Annotated in this window: 12 protein-coding genes; 9 read left to right on the top strand and 3 right to left on the bottom strand. The window is 36.1% G+C overall.

The features are described 5' to 3' along the window. Position 1 precedes the first annotated feature (1 nt). The gene (topA, locus tag BHE19_RS21020; RefSeq protein ID WP_017496994.1) at positions 2–2536 is read right to left on the bottom strand and encodes a type I DNA topoisomerase; all 2535 of its coding nucleotides are present in this window, start codon (positions 2534–2536) and stop codon (positions 2–4) included. A 284-nt stretch (positions 2537–2820) separates the two neighbouring features. Here topA and miaB point away from each other — a divergent pair, with 284 nt between their 5' ends. The 8 genes from miaB to BHE19_RS20980 all read left to right on the top strand — a co-directional run bounded on the left by miaB (position 2821) and on the right by BHE19_RS20980 (position 12081). After that, entirely contained in the window at positions 2821–4266 is a 1446-nt protein-coding gene (gene miaB / locus BHE19_RS21015) for a tRNA (N6-isopentenyl adenosine(37)-C2)-methylthiotransferase MiaB (RefSeq protein WP_070908726.1), read from the top strand. Positions 4267–4360: 94 nt separating this feature from the next. Then, the gene (locus tag BHE19_RS21010) at positions 4361–5614 is read left to right on the top strand and encodes a sigma-54 interaction domain-containing protein (RefSeq protein WP_017496996.1); all 1254 of its coding nucleotides are present in this window, start codon (positions 4361–4363) and stop codon (positions 5612–5614) included. A 182-nt stretch (positions 5615–5796) separates the two neighbouring features. Further along, positions 5797–6300, top strand: a complete 504-nt coding sequence (locus BHE19_RS21005) for an LptE family protein (RefSeq protein ID WP_026110044.1) — start codon at positions 5797–5799, stop codon at positions 6298–6300. A gap of 101 nt (positions 6301–6401) precedes the next feature. Then, complete coding sequence (locus BHE19_RS21000; protein WP_070908725.1) at positions 6402–7742, top strand: tetratricopeptide repeat protein; 1341 nt, start codon at positions 6402–6404, stop codon at positions 7740–7742. Between the two features lie 3 nt (positions 7743–7745). Next, positions 7746–8084: a preprotein translocase subunit SecG gene (gene secG / locus BHE19_RS20995; protein ID WP_026110045.1), complete on the top strand. Its 339-nt coding sequence runs from the start codon at positions 7746–7748 to the stop codon at positions 8082–8084. Between the two features lie 144 nt (positions 8085–8228). Beyond that, positions 8229–8504, top strand: coding sequence for a co-chaperone GroES (locus BHE19_RS20990; RefSeq protein ID WP_012023920.1), 276 nt, complete (start codon positions 8229–8231; stop codon positions 8502–8504). Between the two features lie 78 nt (positions 8505–8582). Further along, positions 8583–10211 carry a chaperonin GroEL gene (gene groL, locus BHE19_RS20985; RefSeq protein ID WP_017497000.1) on the top strand — a complete coding sequence of 543 codons (1629 nt, stop codon included), beginning with the start codon at positions 8583–8585 and terminating at the stop codon, positions 10209–10211. A 670-nt stretch (positions 10212–10881) separates the two neighbouring features. Continuing rightward, complete coding sequence (locus BHE19_RS20980) at positions 10882–12081, top strand: alkaline phosphatase family protein (RefSeq protein ID WP_070908724.1); 1200 nt, start codon at positions 10882–10884, stop codon at positions 12079–12081. A 78-nt stretch (positions 12082–12159) separates the two neighbouring features. Here the strand turns inward: BHE19_RS20980 and BHE19_RS20975 are convergent, their stop codons facing one another. Together BHE19_RS20975 and BHE19_RS20970 are read right to left on the bottom strand one after the other, a co-directional pair. Further along, positions 12160–13689, bottom strand: a complete 1530-nt coding sequence (locus tag BHE19_RS20975; RefSeq protein ID WP_070908723.1) for a SulP family inorganic anion transporter — start codon at positions 13687–13689, stop codon at positions 12160–12162. Positions 13690–13814: 125 nt separating this feature from the next. Further along, a complete protein-coding gene (locus tag BHE19_RS20970) occupies positions 13815–14027 on the bottom strand; it encodes a hypothetical protein (protein ID WP_070908722.1) in 213 nt (70 codons plus the stop codon). 572 nt (positions 14028–14599) lie between these two features. Between BHE19_RS20970 and BHE19_RS20965 the strand changes: the two genes are divergently transcribed. Next, positions 14600–15067: a hypothetical protein gene (locus BHE19_RS20965; RefSeq protein ID WP_070908721.1), complete on the top strand. Its 468-nt coding sequence runs from the start codon at positions 14600–14602 to the stop codon at positions 15065–15067. The last annotated feature ends 121 nt before the right edge of the window (positions 15068–15188 follow it).

Raw genomic sequence — 15188 nt, 5'->3', positions numbered from 1 at the left:
TTTATTTCTTTTTTGCAGCTGGTTTTTTAGCAGGTGCTTTTTTTGCAGTTGTAGCTTTCTTTGTGGTTGCAGCTTTTTTAGCCGGTGTTTTTTTAGCCGGTGTTTTCTTGGCAATCATTTCCTGAACTTCTTCCAATGTTAATTTCGTAGCATCAACCTCTTTACTCAGTTCAATTTTGATTTTTCCTTTTGTGATTACAGAGCGACCCCAACGTGCCTTTTCAACCAAAATCCCTTCTTCTTCCCAGTTGTGAAGCACTTTATCAATGTTCTTCTGTAATTTATCTTCAATTAATTCCTCAACATCTGCTTGCGATAAATTATCAAAATTATACTTCTTGCTTACGTTCACAAAAAGGCCATTCCATTTAATGAACGGACCAAAACGTCCCACTCCTTTTTGAACCGGTTCGCCTTTATATGTTGCAATTGGTGCATCTGCAAGTGCTTTTTCATCGATCAGTTCCTGCGCTCTTTCTTTTGAAACACTTAAAGGATCTTCTCCTCTTGGCAACGAAATAAAAACACTTCCATGACGTACGTATGGACCGTAACGACCGTTATTCACTTCCACTTCTTCTCCTTTGTATTCTCCTAAGCTTTTAGGAAGTAAAAACAAATTCAAAGCATCTTCCAGTGTAATACTTCCGATATTCTGATCGGCCATTAAACTGGCGAATTTTTTATCTTCATCGTCCGCTTCTCCAATCTGAGCCATTGGACCAAATTTCCCTAAACGAACTGAAACTTGTCTTCCGTCAGCATCTTTTCCTAAAATTCTCTCTCCGCTTTCACGCTCAGCATTTGCCTCAACTTCTTTTACATTTGGATGGAATTTATTGTAGAATTCCTGCATCATGGTTGCCCAGTCAATATTTCCTTCGGCAATTTCATCAAAATCCTGTTCTACTTTTGCGGTAAAGTTATAGTCCAGAATATTTCCAAAGTTCTTCACTAAGAAATCAGTAACGATTGTTCCGATATCTGTTGGAACCAGTTTCCCTTTGTCGGAACCTGTATTTTCTTTTAACAGCTTCTCTCCCACTTTACTATTTTGCAAAGTCAGTTGCGTGTAATTACGTTCCTGTCCTTCCAAAGTTCCCTTTTCAACATAGTTTCTGTTGATAATAGTAGAAATTGTTGGCGCATAGGTTGACGGACGCCCGATTCCTAATTCTTCTAATTTCTTCACCAGAGAAGCCTCTGTATAACGTGCCGGAGGCCTCGAATATCTTTCGGTCGCTGTAATATAATTGTTTGCTAATTTTTCGTTTACTTTCAAAGCCGGCAACATCCCCTCTTGTTCTTCCTCATCATCATCATGTCCTTCTAAGTATACTTTTAAGAATCCTTCAAAAAGTAAAACTTCACCTGAAGCTGTAAAAATCTCATCATGATTGTTTGCTTCGATTTTTACATTGGTTCTTTCCAATTGTGCATCACTCATTTGTGAAGCCAATGTTCTTTTCCAGATCAAATCATACAAACGAGCCTGATCGCGGTCGATATTCACCGTATGACGTGACATATCGGTAGGACGGATGGCCTCGTGCGCTTCCTGCGCTCCTTTGTTTTTGTTAGCAAAGGTTCTCGGCTTAGAAAATTCTTTTCCGTATGATTTTATAATTTCAGCTTCAGCAGCACTCATGGCCTCAGCAGAAAGATTCACACTATCCGTTCTCATATAGGTAATCAATCCCGCCTCGTACAAACGTTGTGCTAACTGCATGGTGATTCCAACCGGCAAATACAATTTTCTCGCCGCTTCCTGTTGTAGGGTCGAAGTGGTAAAGGGTGCTGTTGGTGATTTTTTGGTAGGTTTCGTTTCTAGATCGGCTACCTGATATTGAGATCCGATATTTTTATTTAAAAAATCTTCGGCTTCTTTTTTAGTATTAAAATTCTTTGGCAATTTTGCTTTAAAAGCTTTCCCTGCCTCATTTACAAATTCTGCAACAATGGAGTAAGTTGCCACTGCATTAAAGTTCTGAATTTCACGTTCACGTTCTACAATCAAACGAACAGAAACGGATTGTACACGACCAGCAGACAAACCTCCTTTAATTTTTCTCCACAATACCGGAGACAATTCGTAACCTACTAAACGATCCAGAACACGACGTGCCTGTTGTGCGTTTACCAGATTATAATCTATTTCTCTTGGATTGTCGATTGCTTTAAGAATCGCAGTCTTTGTAATTTCGTGAAAAACAATTCTTTTGGTTTTTTTAGTATCCAGTTTCAATTCTTCCGCCAGGTGCCAGGAAATAGCCTCCCCCTCGCGGTCCTCATCGCTCGCTAACCAAACCATATCGGCATTCTTAGATAGTGTTTTCAGCTTGCTTACCAGGGCTTTTTTATCCGAAGAGACTTCATATTTAGGCTTAAAACCATTCTCAACATCCACTCCTATTTCCTTTGATGGTAAGTCCGCTATGTGACCGTAACTTGACTCTACCTGAAAATCACTTCCTAAAAATTTCTCTATCGTTTTCGCCTTTGCAGGGGACTCCACTATTACTAAATTCTTTGCCATTGCTCTATTTTTCTGCAACAAAAGTATCTATTTTTTTTAAATATCTACTCCGTGAACTCATATTTGAGTTATTTTAGTATTATGTTTCCTAAAATTGCAGATTTATCTGTAATCCCACTTCATACATATATAGGTATAACTTTTTGGATTGCAGATGCTGATTGTTGAATGTAGATTGTTGATTTCAGATCACAGATTACAGAATTATAAAATCAAAAATCTTTTCTCTGCCATCTTGTCACATTCTCCCCATTTACATTATCTTTGCACTTTGAAATTATACAATGGAAAAGATTATTGAGGAAAGTAAACAAGGCGAAAGTCTCGTTTTGGAAAACAAACCTGAGAATACTAAAAAACTTTTTATTGAAAGTTACGGTTGTGCGATGAATTTTTCGGACAGTGAAATTGTAGCTTCCATTTTATCTGAAAACGGATTTAACACCACACAAACTCTTGAAGACGCCGATTTGGTTCTGGTAAACACCTGCTCGATTCGAGACAAGGCAGAACAGACTATTCGCAAACGTCTGGAAAAATATAATGCTGTAAAGCGTATCAATCCGAAAATGAAAGTGGGCGTTCTGGGCTGTATGGCCGAACGTTTGAAAAGTCAGTTTTTGGAGGAAGAGAAAATAGTCGATCTTGTTGTTGGACCTGATGCTTACAAAGATCTGCCGAATTTATTAGCTGAAGTTGATGAAGGACGTGATGCCATCAATGTAATTTTATCAAAAGAAGAAACTTACGGAGATATTTCACCTGTTCGTTTGATGAGTAACGGTATTACTGCTCTGGTTTCGATTACCCGAGGCTGTGATAACATGTGTACCTTTTGCGTTGTACCTTTTACACGCGGACGTGAACGCAGCCGTGAACCGCAAAGTATCATGAATGAAATTCAGGATTTATGGAGCAAAGGCTTTAAAGAAATTACACTTTTAGGCCAAAATGTCGACAGTTATCTTTGGTATGGAGGCGGGTTAAAAAAGGATTTTGTAAATGCTTCTGAAATGCAAAAAGCAACAGCCGTTGATTTCGATCAGTTGCTGGAAATGGTTGCCGTTGGTTTTCCAAAAATGCGCATCCGCTTTTCGACTTCAAATCCACAGGATATGCATGAGAGTGTATTGCATGTTATTGCCAAACATCCTAATATCTGCAAACACATTCACTTACCGGTTCAGTCGGGAAGTAACAGAATTTTAAAAGAAATGAACCGTCTGCACACTCGTGAAGAATACATGACTTTGATTGATAAAATCAGAGCAATCATTCCGAATGCATCGATTTCACAAGATATGATTGCCGGTTTTCCAACAGAAACCGAACAAGATCACCAAGACACTATGAGTTTAATGGAATATGTGAAATATAATTTCGGTTATATGTATTCGTACTCTGAGCGTCCCGGAACTTTGGCAGGAAGAAAAATGGAAGATGATGTTGCTGAAGAAACCAAAGCCAGAAGATTACAGGAAATTGTTGACCTACAGCAAAAACATGCCTGGTTTAGAAGCGAAGAATTTGTTGGACAGGTTGTAGAAGTTCTGGTAGAGAAAGTTTCAAAAAAATCAAAAGAAGAATTCTCAGGAAGAAATTCGCAAAGTATCACAGTAGTTTTCCCAAAAGAAGATTATAAAATTGGAGACTTTGTAAATGTAAAAATCGAAAGCTGTACCTCAGGTACCTTGAAAGGAAAAGCTGTTGGATATTCCGAAATGAATTAAAAAGTTATTCAAGTTTCAGGTTTCAAGTTTCAAGTTCATTGCGTAATTTGAAACCTGAAACCTGAAACAAACAAAACTTGAAACAAAAACACACATGGAAACAGTTCAAGCAATAAAACAACGATTTGAGATTATTGGTAATGACCCAAAATTAAATCGTGCCATTGAAAAAGCCATTCAGGTTGCTCCAACAGATATTTCGGTTATGGTAACTGGGGAAAGTGGTGTTGGTAAAGAAAACATTCCAAGAATTATACATTCGCTTTCACACAGAAAGCATGGTAAATATATTGCAGTAAACTGCGGAGCCATTCCGGAAGGAACTATTGACAGTGAACTTTTCGGACACGAAAAAGGAGCCTTTACAGGAGCAACAAGCACTCGTGAAGGGTATTTTGAAGTAGCTGACGGAGGAACTATTTTTCTGGATGAAGTTGGAGAATTACCTTTAACGACTCAGGTTCGTTTGCTTCGTGTACTTGAAAATGGTGAGTTTATTAAAGTAGGTTCGTCGCAAGTTCAGAAAACAAATGTGAGAATTGTAGCCGCTACCAACGTGAACCTGTTCAATGCAATCGAAAAAGGAAAATTCCGTGAAGATTTATATTATCGTTTAACGACTGTCGAAATTACTTTACCGCCATTGCGTGAAAGAAACGATGACATTCATTTGTTGTTCCGAAAATTCGTAGCCGACTTTGCGCACAAATACAAAATGCCTCCATTAAAATTAGACGATGATGCGGTACAGCTTCTTCAGAAATTCAGATGGAACGGAAACATTCGTCAATTGCGAAATGTGGCCGAACAGATCTCGGTTCTGGAAACCAATCGCGATATTTCATCAGCTACTTTACAATCGTATTTACCTACTGAAGGAAGCAGTCTGCCTTCTGTTATTAACGATAGTAAAAAAGAAAGTGATTTCAGCACCGAAAGAGACATCTTATACAAAGTGCTTTTTGATATGAAAAGCGATCTGAACGATTTGAAAAAACTCACTTTAGAACTGATGAAAAATGGTACAAAAGTGCAGGACATCAATCCTAATTTAATTCAGAAAATATATGGTTCTCAGGAAAATGAAAGCGAAATAGACTTTGAAGAAGAACCAAGAACCGCTGTAATGACACCTACTCCACGCGAGGACAATTATCAGATGCAGGACGACAATTATCTGTTTGCAGAAACCATTGAAGAAGAAGAGGTGCTGCGTTTAGAACAGAAAGAAATCGAGATGATCAAAAAGTCACTAGAAAAAAATAAAGGAAAACGAAAAGCTGCTGCAGACGAATTAGGCATTTCAGAACGAACTTTATATAGAAAAATTAAACAATTCGATTTATAAAAATAAATAATTCTCAAATTTTAAATTCCTGGTTTAAAACCTGAGACAAAAAAATAAAATCCAAATTGCTTCGCCGATGCGCCGGCACTCAAATCCAAATTGTTATATTTGAAAAAAAATGGGATTCCCTAAAAACTTGGAATTTGGAATTTGAGATTTGGAATTTACCCCCAATTGATATTATGAAAAAAATATATTCTTTATTAGCCTTAATGAGCTTGTTCATGCTAAGCGGTTGTTCTGTTTACAACTTTACAGGAACAGGAAACATCGATGCCAAAACTTTTCAGGTCAACTTTTTTCAAAATAATGCTGATTTAATTGAACCGGGAATTGATCGAACTTTTACATTGACCCTACAAGATTTAATTCAAAATCAAACCAATTTAAACCTGGTAAGTAATAGTGGTGATTTAGTTTACGAAGGAGAAATTGTAGATTACAGAACCACACCAATGACGGCCACAGCCGATCAGGGAGCTTTTCAAAACCGTTTAAGTATTCGTGTACATGTGAGGTTTACCAATAAAAAGAAGGAAAAAGACGATTTCGAAAAAACATTTGAATTTTACTATGATTTCCCAGGACAGGGGCTACCTACCGGAGCTACGCTAAATACAGCTATTCAGGTTATTTTTGAAAGAATCACACAAGATATTTTTAACGAGTCACTAGCAAAATGGTAATTTGCTTTTCTGTCGAATCATTAAAACTTTTAAGCGTCTAATCGATTAAACAGTGAAACAAATAAACAATTAAACCCATAAACGATTAAACAATAGAATAAATGAATGTAACCGATTATACCTACTTAATGAACAAGCCTGATGCTATTACCGAAAAGCAGGCAGAAGCATTGGGAAGCGTTTTGAATGAATTTCCTTATTTTCAAAGTGCAAGAGCCTTGCGCTTAAAAGGACTTTACGATCAAAACAGTTTTAAGTATAATTATGCGTTAAAAGTCACAGCAGCTCATACTACGGATCGTACCGTTTTATTTGATTTTATTACTTCTGAATCTTTCACTTCAATTCAAAGTGAATATTACGATAAGAAACTTAGAGACCTTATGGAAATTAAAGTTTTTGACAGTGAGATCGTATCCTTTGAAGAAGTCAAAAAAGCACCGGAAGTACGTGTTAATCCAATCGAGCAATCTATTTTGGATTCTATAAAAGAAGCTGCAACAGTAACTTTTGAAGAACCTGTAAAAGCAGAAGAAAAACCTGTCAATCAATTTATTGAACAATCAATACTAGATTCTGCACAAGAAGCAGCAGCTGTAACCTTTGAAGAGCCGGTAAAAACAATAGAAAAAGCTGTTGAATCTGTTTCAGAACAATTTATTGCTGCCGAGCCTGTAGAAGTTGCTCCGATCATTTTGGAAGAACCTGCAAAAATCGAGCAGACGGAAACAGAGTTGACGGAACAACAACCTGTATTACCTCCAACCAAAGAGCCGACACCAACTTTCTTTGATGAAATCGTTGAGGAAGAAATTCAGGAAATAAAACCAGAGGTTAAAGAAGTAAAAGTCAACCCAGTTGAGCAATCGATATTAAATTCTATAAAAGAAGCAACAACGGTTGTTTCCGAACAACCTGAATTAATCGAGGACCCAAAAGAAGCCGAAGTTCCTGAGAGTGTAAAGACAGCAGAAGAAAATCTGGAAATAGGACAGCCTTTGGATTTTTCTGTTAACGAAAAACATTCTTTTCAGGAATGGCTGCAATTAGCCAGAACGGAACCAATTGACAGAAGCGAAGAAACTTCACCCGAAATAAAAGAGCCCGAAAAAGTAACGGAATCTCCAACAGTAACGGAATCAATTGAAGAAGAGAAAAAGAAAAAAGCAGAATTGATCGATAAATTCATCGAAACCAATCCGAAGATCTCTCCTATCAAACAAACTGCAATAACGCAGACCGTACAATCAGACCTAAGCAAGGAAGATAATTCTTACTTAATGACAGAAACTTTGGCCAGAGTATATTTGGAACAAAAAAAATACACCAAAGCAATACAAGCATATGAAATATTAATTTTGAAATATCCAGAAAAAATTAGTTTCTTTGCAGACCGTATTTCGGATATAAAGATTTTACAACAAAATAACAATAATATTTAAACAATGAGTACATTTTCAATTTTCTTAGTTTTAATCACAATAGTTTGTTTTCTATTGATCGTAGTAATCATGGTTCAAAACCCTAAAGGAGGCGGATTGTCTTCTACAATCAGCGGAACTCAAATGTTAGGTGGAGTACAAAAAACAACTGACTTTTTAGACAAAAGTACTTGGACATTGGCTACTATTTTAATTGCTTTAATTTTACTTTCTAGCTTAAGCTTTACAGGATCATTAAGCGACAGTGACTCTAAAATCATTGAAAAAACTGAAGCGCCTGCTGCTACACCAGCTGCTCCTGCTCAACAAACACCTGCTCCGGCAACGCCTGCAGCTAAATAATTCATTTCAATATCACTATAAAATGCCAGCCTGTCAAAAGCTGGCATTTTTTTTAAGAAATAATGTCAGTTTTACCAGCATGGCACAGTTTCTGAAAGTTTCTAGAACATTAAAAAAACGTATAACCTAATAATATAATAAATCATGGCGTTAAACATAAAACCGCTTTCAGACCGCGTACTTATTGAGCCTGTTGCAGCTGAAACTAAAACTGCATCAGGAATCTTTATTCCAGATACTGCCAAAGAGAAACCACAAAAAGGAACTGTAGTTGCAGTAGGAAACGGATCTAAAGATCACACTATGACTGTAAAAGTGGGCGACACTGTTCTATACGGTAAATATGCAGGAACAGAATTAAAACTGGAAGGAACTGATTATTTGATCATGCGTGAAGATGATATCCTTGCGATTATCTAAAAAAATATTGTCTTAAGTACGAAGTATTAAGAACTTCATTAACTTGAAACAAATCAAACTTTAAACAAAATTAAAAAAATGGCAAAAGATATAAAATTTGATATTGAAGCACGTGACGGATTAAAACGTGGTGTTGATGCATTGGCAAATGCTGTAAAAGTAACTCTTGGACCAAAAGGTCGTAACGTAATTATCGGAAAATCATTTGGTGGACCAACGGTTACTAAAGATGGTGTTTCGGTTGCAAAAGAAATCGAATTAAAAGACCCATTAGAAAATATGGGCGCGCAAATGGTTAAAGAAGTAGCTTCTAAAACTAATGATTTAGCGGGTGACGGAACTACAACTGCTACAGTTTTAGCTCAGGCAATCGTAAAAGAAGGTCTTAAAAACGTTGCTGCAGGAGCAAATCCAATGGATTTGAAACGTGGTATCGACAAAGCGGTTGAAGCAATCGTTGCTGACCTTGCGAAACAAGCAAAAGTAGTTGGAAGTGATTCTGATAAAATCAAACAAATTGCTTCTATCTCTGCAAACAATGACGAAGTGATTGGAGAACTAATCGCTACTGCATTTGCAAAAGTAGGTAAAGAAGGTGTTATTACTGTTGAAGAAGCTAAAGGAACTGATACGTTTGTAGATGTTGTTGAAGGTATGCAGTTTGACAGAGGATATCTTTCTCCTTACTTCGTAACAAACCCTGAGAAAATGGAAGTTGAATTAGACTCTCCATACATCTTATTATACGACAAAAAAGTATCTTCTTTAAAAGAATTACTACCTGTTTTAGAGCCAGTTGCTCAATCTGGGAAACCATTATTGATCATCGCTGAAGATGTTGACGGTGAAGCTTTATCAACTCTTGTAGTGAATAAGTTACGTGGAGCATTAAAAATCGCTGCTGTAAAAGCTCCTGGTTTTGGAGACAGAAGAAAAGCAATGTTAGAAGACATCGCAATCTTAACTGGTGGAACTGTAATTTCTGAAGAAAGAGGTTATACACTAGAAAATACAACTATCGAAATGTTAGGAACGGCAAAAAGAGTTTCTATCGACAAAGACAATACAACTATTGTAAGTGGTGCTGGTGAAGCAGATATCATCAAAAACAGAGTAAACCAAATTAAAGGTCAAATGGAGGCTACGACATCTGATTATGATAAAGAAAAATTGCAAGAGCGTTTGGCTAAATTAGCTGGTGGTGTTGCTGTTCTTTATGTTGGTGCTGCTTCTGAAGTTGAAATGAAAGAGAAAAAAGACAGAGTTGATGATGCTTTACACGCAACACGTGCTGCTGTTGAAGAAGGAATCGTTGCAGGTGGTGGTGTTGCTTTATTAAGAGCAAAAGCTGCTTTGGCTGACCTTAAAGCGGATAATGCTGACGAAGCAACCGGAATTCAAATTGTATCTCGTGCTGTTGAATCTCCATTAAGAACTATTGTTGAAAATGCAGGTCTTGAAGGTTCTGTAGTAGTAGCAAAAGTTGGTGAAGGTTCTGGAGACTTTGGTTACAATGCTAAAACTGACGAATACGTAGACATGCTTAAAGCAGGTATTATCGATCCTAAAAAAGTAACTCGTGTAGCGTTAGAAAATGCTGCTTCGGTTTCAGGAATGATCTTAACTACTGAGTGCGCATTAATCGATATTAAAGAAGAAAACGCTGGCGGTATGCCAATGGGTGGCGGTATGCCAGGAATGATGTAATCGTTCTTTATTTCTCATACTATAAACCGTCTGGCAGGATTTTCTGCCAGACGGTTTTTTTGTTTTTTCTTGCCATGACACGAGTAACAGTGAGCCGGTAAAGCAATTACGTGAATTCGAAGTAATTTTCTTACTCTCTATAACTACTAATTCTCAGGGATTAATTAAATTCGCATCAAACTATTCTTTAACCTAAAAAACATTTAAAATGGAATCTTCAAAAAACAACTCTTATTATATTCTGCTTGCCATTTTTATTATTATGATAGTTTGTGCATATATGTTTGATAAAGGAGAAATTCTTGGTAGAGCATTAGCGAAGTAGTTTTATTGAAAAACAGACAAAAGCTAATACAGAAACCTAAATTACACTCCAAATACTTCTTTATCCCAACACATAAAACATCTGGCAGAAAATTCTAACAGACGTTTTTTTTACCGAAGTTTTTTTTGCCACGAATTACACGTTTTTTTTAGCCACAGATTAGAGGATTAAAAAGATTACAATCTATAAGAATCTTTTTAATCTGTGGCAAGATCTTTCAGATAAAACATTCGTGAAAATTCGTGTATTTCGTGGCAAACTTTTTACTTTATGATTGTTTAACATTCTGTTTTTCATTAAAAATCCGGTTATTATTATCTTTACAGTTCTGTTTAAAATTTCAAAATGAGAAAATTTACCATTCACCTCTTACCTTTTATATTCTTACTTCTTACGATTCTTTCCAATGCGCAAACTCAAAAAGACGCTTATGTGGTTCTGGTTTCAATGGATGGATTTCGTTGGGATTATGCTAAACATTTCAAACTTCAAAATCTCGCTCAAATAGCAAAAGAAGGTGTCCATGCCAAATCAATGCGACCTTCTTATCCCAGCAAAACTTTTCCCAACCATTATGCCATCGTTACCGGACTCTACCCCGATCATCATGGAATCATTAATAATGTTTTTTACGATGCGGCATTGAACGAATCCTTTTCATTGTCTTCAAATGCCAAAAATGATTCCCGTTTTTATGGTGGAAATCCTATTTGGAACGTTGCTGAACAACAGGGAGTAAAAGCCGCTTCTTTTTTCTGGCCCGGATCAGATACGGACCAAAAAAGACCTGGTATTTATAAAGAGTACGACAACAAAATCCCTTACGAAACCCGCATTGATACTGTAATCAAATGGCTTCAGCTTCCTGAAAAACAACGTCCGCATTTTATCACACTTTATTTTGATGAACCTGATCATACCGGTCATTCATTCGGTCCCCTTTCTCCTGAAAACGAAAAAGTAATCCGAAGAATGGATACTCTTATGGGGCGGTTATCTTCTAAACTGAATCAATTATCCATTGCAAAACAAATCAATTTAATTATCGTTTCAGATCATGGAATGGCAAATATTAGCAATGATAAAAAAGTAGCCGTTCTGGATTACCTAAAACCCGAATGGCTTGGTTATAATGCTGTCATCAACCCAATCATGAGTCTTCAGGCAAAACCCGGCTTTCAGGATTCGATCTCAAATGCTTTAAAGAAAGTACCGCATATTAAATTCTGGAAATCCAAAGAGGTTCCTAAAAGATTACACTTCGGAACTAATCCGAGAGTTCATGATTTTGTTATTGAGGCCAAAAAAGGATATAGTTTAGTAAAAGAAAAATCGGTACATGTAAGCGGAGGTACACACGGATACGACAACAAAGAAAAAGACATGCAGGCTATTTTTTATGCTAAAGGTCCCGCTTTTAAAGTAAATAAAACGGTCGGATCGTTTCAGAATGTTTCGGTATACCCTTTAATTGCTCACATTCTCGGCTTGCAAATTGATGAAGTAGACGGAAAGTTTAGCGAAGTTAGCAACATGCTTAAATAATTAGATAATGTGGCAATTAGAAAATTCTATACGTAACGTACAGCAATTATCTAATTATCTAATTGACAAATTAAGCTACTAAGAAACAACTTTGTACGTTGGATCTTCAATTACATTTACGGCAATAACAGCTTCCGCATTTTTAAGTAAAACAATACAGTCTTTGCTTAGATGTTTCAGTTCAATTACTTTGTTTAACTGACTGTATTTTTTCGTCAAATTATTCAATGCTTCGATGGCCGACATATCTGCTATGCGGCTTTCTTTAAAATCAATAATCACATGATTGGGATCGTTTAAAGGATCGAATTTTTCTATAAAAGCAGCAGTAGAGCCAAAAAATAATGGTCCATAGATTTCGTAATGTTTTATCCCTTTCTCATCCATATAATGTCTGGCACGAATTCTTTTGGCGCTTTCCCAGGCAAAAACCAAGGCAGAAATAATCACTCCAATCAAAACCGCTAACGCCAGATTGTGCAGTAAAATAGTAACAACTGCCACCAAAACACCCACAAAAATATCATGCGCCGGCATTTTGTTAATAATCCTGAAACTCGTCCATTCAAAAGTCGTAATCGCAACCATCATCATGACGCCAACTAAAGCAGCCATTGGTAATTTACCGATTACAGGAGCTCCAAAAAGGATAATCAATAAAATCGTTAAAGAAGCGATTATTCCCGAAAGTCGCGCTCTCGAACCGGCAGAAAGATTAACCAGTGTTTGTGCAATCATTGGGCATCCCCCCATTCCAAAAAAGAAACCATTCAAAATGTTTGAACTCCCCTGAGCAATACATTCTCTGTTGCTATTCCCTCTTGTACCTGTTATTTCATCGACAAGATTCAATGTCAGTAAACCTTCTGTTAAGCCCACTGCCGCAACAATTACAGAATATGGAAATATGATTTTAATTGTTTCAAAAGACAACGGGATATTTGGAATATGAAAGGGCGGAAATCCCCCCTTAACAGAGGCAATATCCTGAACGGTTTTTGTATCAATATTAAATAGCAATACGATGGCAAATACGACAATAATTGCCACCAAAGAGGCCGGAACTGCTTTTGTAATCTTTGAAAAAAGCAATACAATACCAATGGTAAGCGCTACTAAAGCCAGCATAATATACAATTGAGATCCTTGTAACCAAGTGGTTTGCCCATTCACCACAATTTTAAATTGCTCCAGCTGCGACATAAAAATAACCACGGCAAGTCCGTTTACAAAGCCATACATAACGGGCTGCGGCACCAATCTGATAAATTTTCCGAGTTTAAAAAGTCCGATACAAATCTGGACGATGCCTCCAAGCGCCACGGCTGCAAAAACATATTCGATACCGTGCGATTTCATTAAAGCAATTAAAACAATAACAGTAGCTCCCGCTCCACCCGAAATCATCCCGGGTCTGCCTCCAAAAACCGAGGTAACCAAACCCGCAATAAAAGCAGCATATAAACCAACCAAAGGTGGAAAACCAGCCAAAATTGCAAACGATAACGATTCTGGAATCATTGTCATCGCAACTGTTAATCCCGCTAAAATTTCGTTTTTATAATTGACCTTTTGAGTAAAGTCAAAAAGAGGAGTCCTTTTTTTCATAAGCACACAAATTTAAAAAATAATGTGCACATACTTCAATAAAGCTTTCCTATACTAAAACTTAATTTAAAAACTGTTTTACCAACAGTAAAAAACAAAAAACAATAAAATTTATCATATTCTAATTATTCTAATTTTACACAAGTATATCCTAAACAATTCATATAATCGATAATATTCTCAGGCTCTAAATCAATGCCTTCTATACGCAATATTTTATCACAATCTTCTAAGTCAAAATTGATTTTATAATCCGGAAACTGGCTTTGAATAACGGCAATGACATAATTTTTATCTGCCTCTTTTTGCACATTTGTTTTAAAAACTTCAACAACCATATCTTTCTACTTTAGTGATACATAAAATGATCAACGAATTACAGAATAAAGCTGAATTATAAACCTACTATAAAATAAATCATGGAAAATCCTCAATCTAAATAATTCGGGAGCTTCCTGATAACTACAAATAACTTAGACGTTCGTTCTTAATTTCTGTTACACGTACATCTAAATTTTATAAACTCTAGCACATAAAAAACGAATAGCTGAGACATAATGCACTCTTTTCAGGCGATTTCAGATTTAAAATCCGACTGCCTTAACATGTAGATTCTCTTGAGATTTGAGGTCCATAAATGTAAGCAAAAACTTTCTGAATTGGATTCTGCACCCGAAGAAATTATTCTTTTTTCATCAAAAAAATGAAAAAACAAAGCAGCTAAACAAGATTACGGTCAAATACCTGATACAGAAACGTATTTTATATTTATGCGATAAAAAAACAAATGCTTTCTCTCGATAAAATTCCCTCAAATTCTCAAAAAAACAATCTGCTTTAAAAATAATTTTCTTACATAAAAAATTTATCTTCGCAAGACCAAACAACTTTAACCTAAATTTTCGGAAAAATGCCTTTTTTTAGTTTTCTATTTAAAAAATCAAATTCAGGATGCCCAAGATGTCTTGGGAAAGGTTTTGTAGACTGGGAAGACATACGACGTTTAAACAAACAATTAAAATGGGCACCGGGTCCTTGTGCTTATTGTAACGCTTCAGGAAAAGCTACCCCAGAAATGCTTTCGAATGTGGCCGTAGATACGACTTACCTCACTATTGATTTACCGGAATCTGAAATAGAAAAAATAAAAAATGGTGACGAAGAAACTATAGAGAAAGGCAAACTACAAGAACTTTTTGTAGAAAGCATTATTAAATATACCGAATACCATTACGTGAATAAAAATATGGATGCTCAAAGTATTGCAGATTTGTATCTGAATACGGAAGATGAAAAAGCACCATTTTCGGTAGAAAAAGAAAACTTAATACAATACATTCAAAAAATAATAGAATTAAAAAATTCCAAACCGGATTAGTCTCAAACAAATACTACTTTAAATACATTAGAAAATAAGTCGAAAAAAAATGACTCTAAAGCAATAAAATTAAGGAAAAATGCACTTTTAATCTCTGATCCTTTTGGACAAAAAAACACAA

It is taken from the genome of Flavobacterium tructae, assembly GCF_001853485.1.
In the GTDB taxonomy this organism is placed as follows: Bacteria; Bacteroidota; Bacteroidia; order Flavobacteriales; family Flavobacteriaceae; genus Flavobacterium; species Flavobacterium tructae.
This window is presented reverse-complemented; position numbering and strand designations above follow the sequence as displayed.

What these genes read in the sequence shown, in the direction of transcription:
- BHE19_RS20970 (WP_070908722.1), bottom strand. Translation starts at nt 14,027, where the DNA reads ATGGTTGTTGAAGTTTTTAAAACAAATGTGCAAAAAGAGGCAGATAAA.
- secG (WP_026110045.1), top strand. Translation starts at nt 7,746, where the DNA reads ATGAGTACATTTTCAATTTTCTTAGTTTTAATCACAATAGTTTGTTTT.
- groL (WP_017497000.1), top strand. Translation starts at nt 8,583, where the DNA reads ATGGCAAAAGATATAAAATTTGATATTGAAGCACGTGACGGATTAAAA.
- BHE19_RS21000 (WP_070908725.1), top strand. Translation starts at nt 6,402, where the DNA reads ATGAATGTAACCGATTATACCTACTTAATGAACAAGCCTGATGCTATT.
- miaB (WP_070908726.1), top strand. Translation starts at nt 2,821, where the DNA reads ATGGAAAAGATTATTGAGGAAAGTAAACAAGGCGAAAGTCTCGTTTTG.
- BHE19_RS20965 (WP_070908721.1), top strand. Translation starts at nt 14,600, where the DNA reads ATGCCTTTTTTTAGTTTTCTATTTAAAAAATCAAATTCAGGATGCCCA.
- topA (WP_017496994.1), bottom strand. Translation starts at nt 2,536, where the DNA reads ATGGCAAAGAATTTAGTAATAGTGGAGTCCCCTGCAAAGGCGAAAACG.
- BHE19_RS21010 (WP_017496996.1), top strand. Translation starts at nt 4,361, where the DNA reads ATGGAAACAGTTCAAGCAATAAAACAACGATTTGAGATTATTGGTAAT.
- BHE19_RS21005 (WP_026110044.1), top strand. Translation starts at nt 5,797, where the DNA reads ATGAAAAAAATATATTCTTTATTAGCCTTAATGAGCTTGTTCATGCTA.
- BHE19_RS20990 (WP_012023920.1), top strand. Translation starts at nt 8,229, where the DNA reads ATGGCGTTAAACATAAAACCGCTTTCAGACCGCGTACTTATTGAGCCT.
- BHE19_RS20980 (WP_070908724.1), top strand. Translation starts at nt 10,882, where the DNA reads ATGAGAAAATTTACCATTCACCTCTTACCTTTTATATTCTTACTTCTT.
- BHE19_RS20975 (WP_070908723.1), bottom strand. Translation starts at nt 13,689, where the DNA reads ATGAAAAAAAGGACTCCTCTTTTTGACTTTACTCAAAAGGTCAATTAT.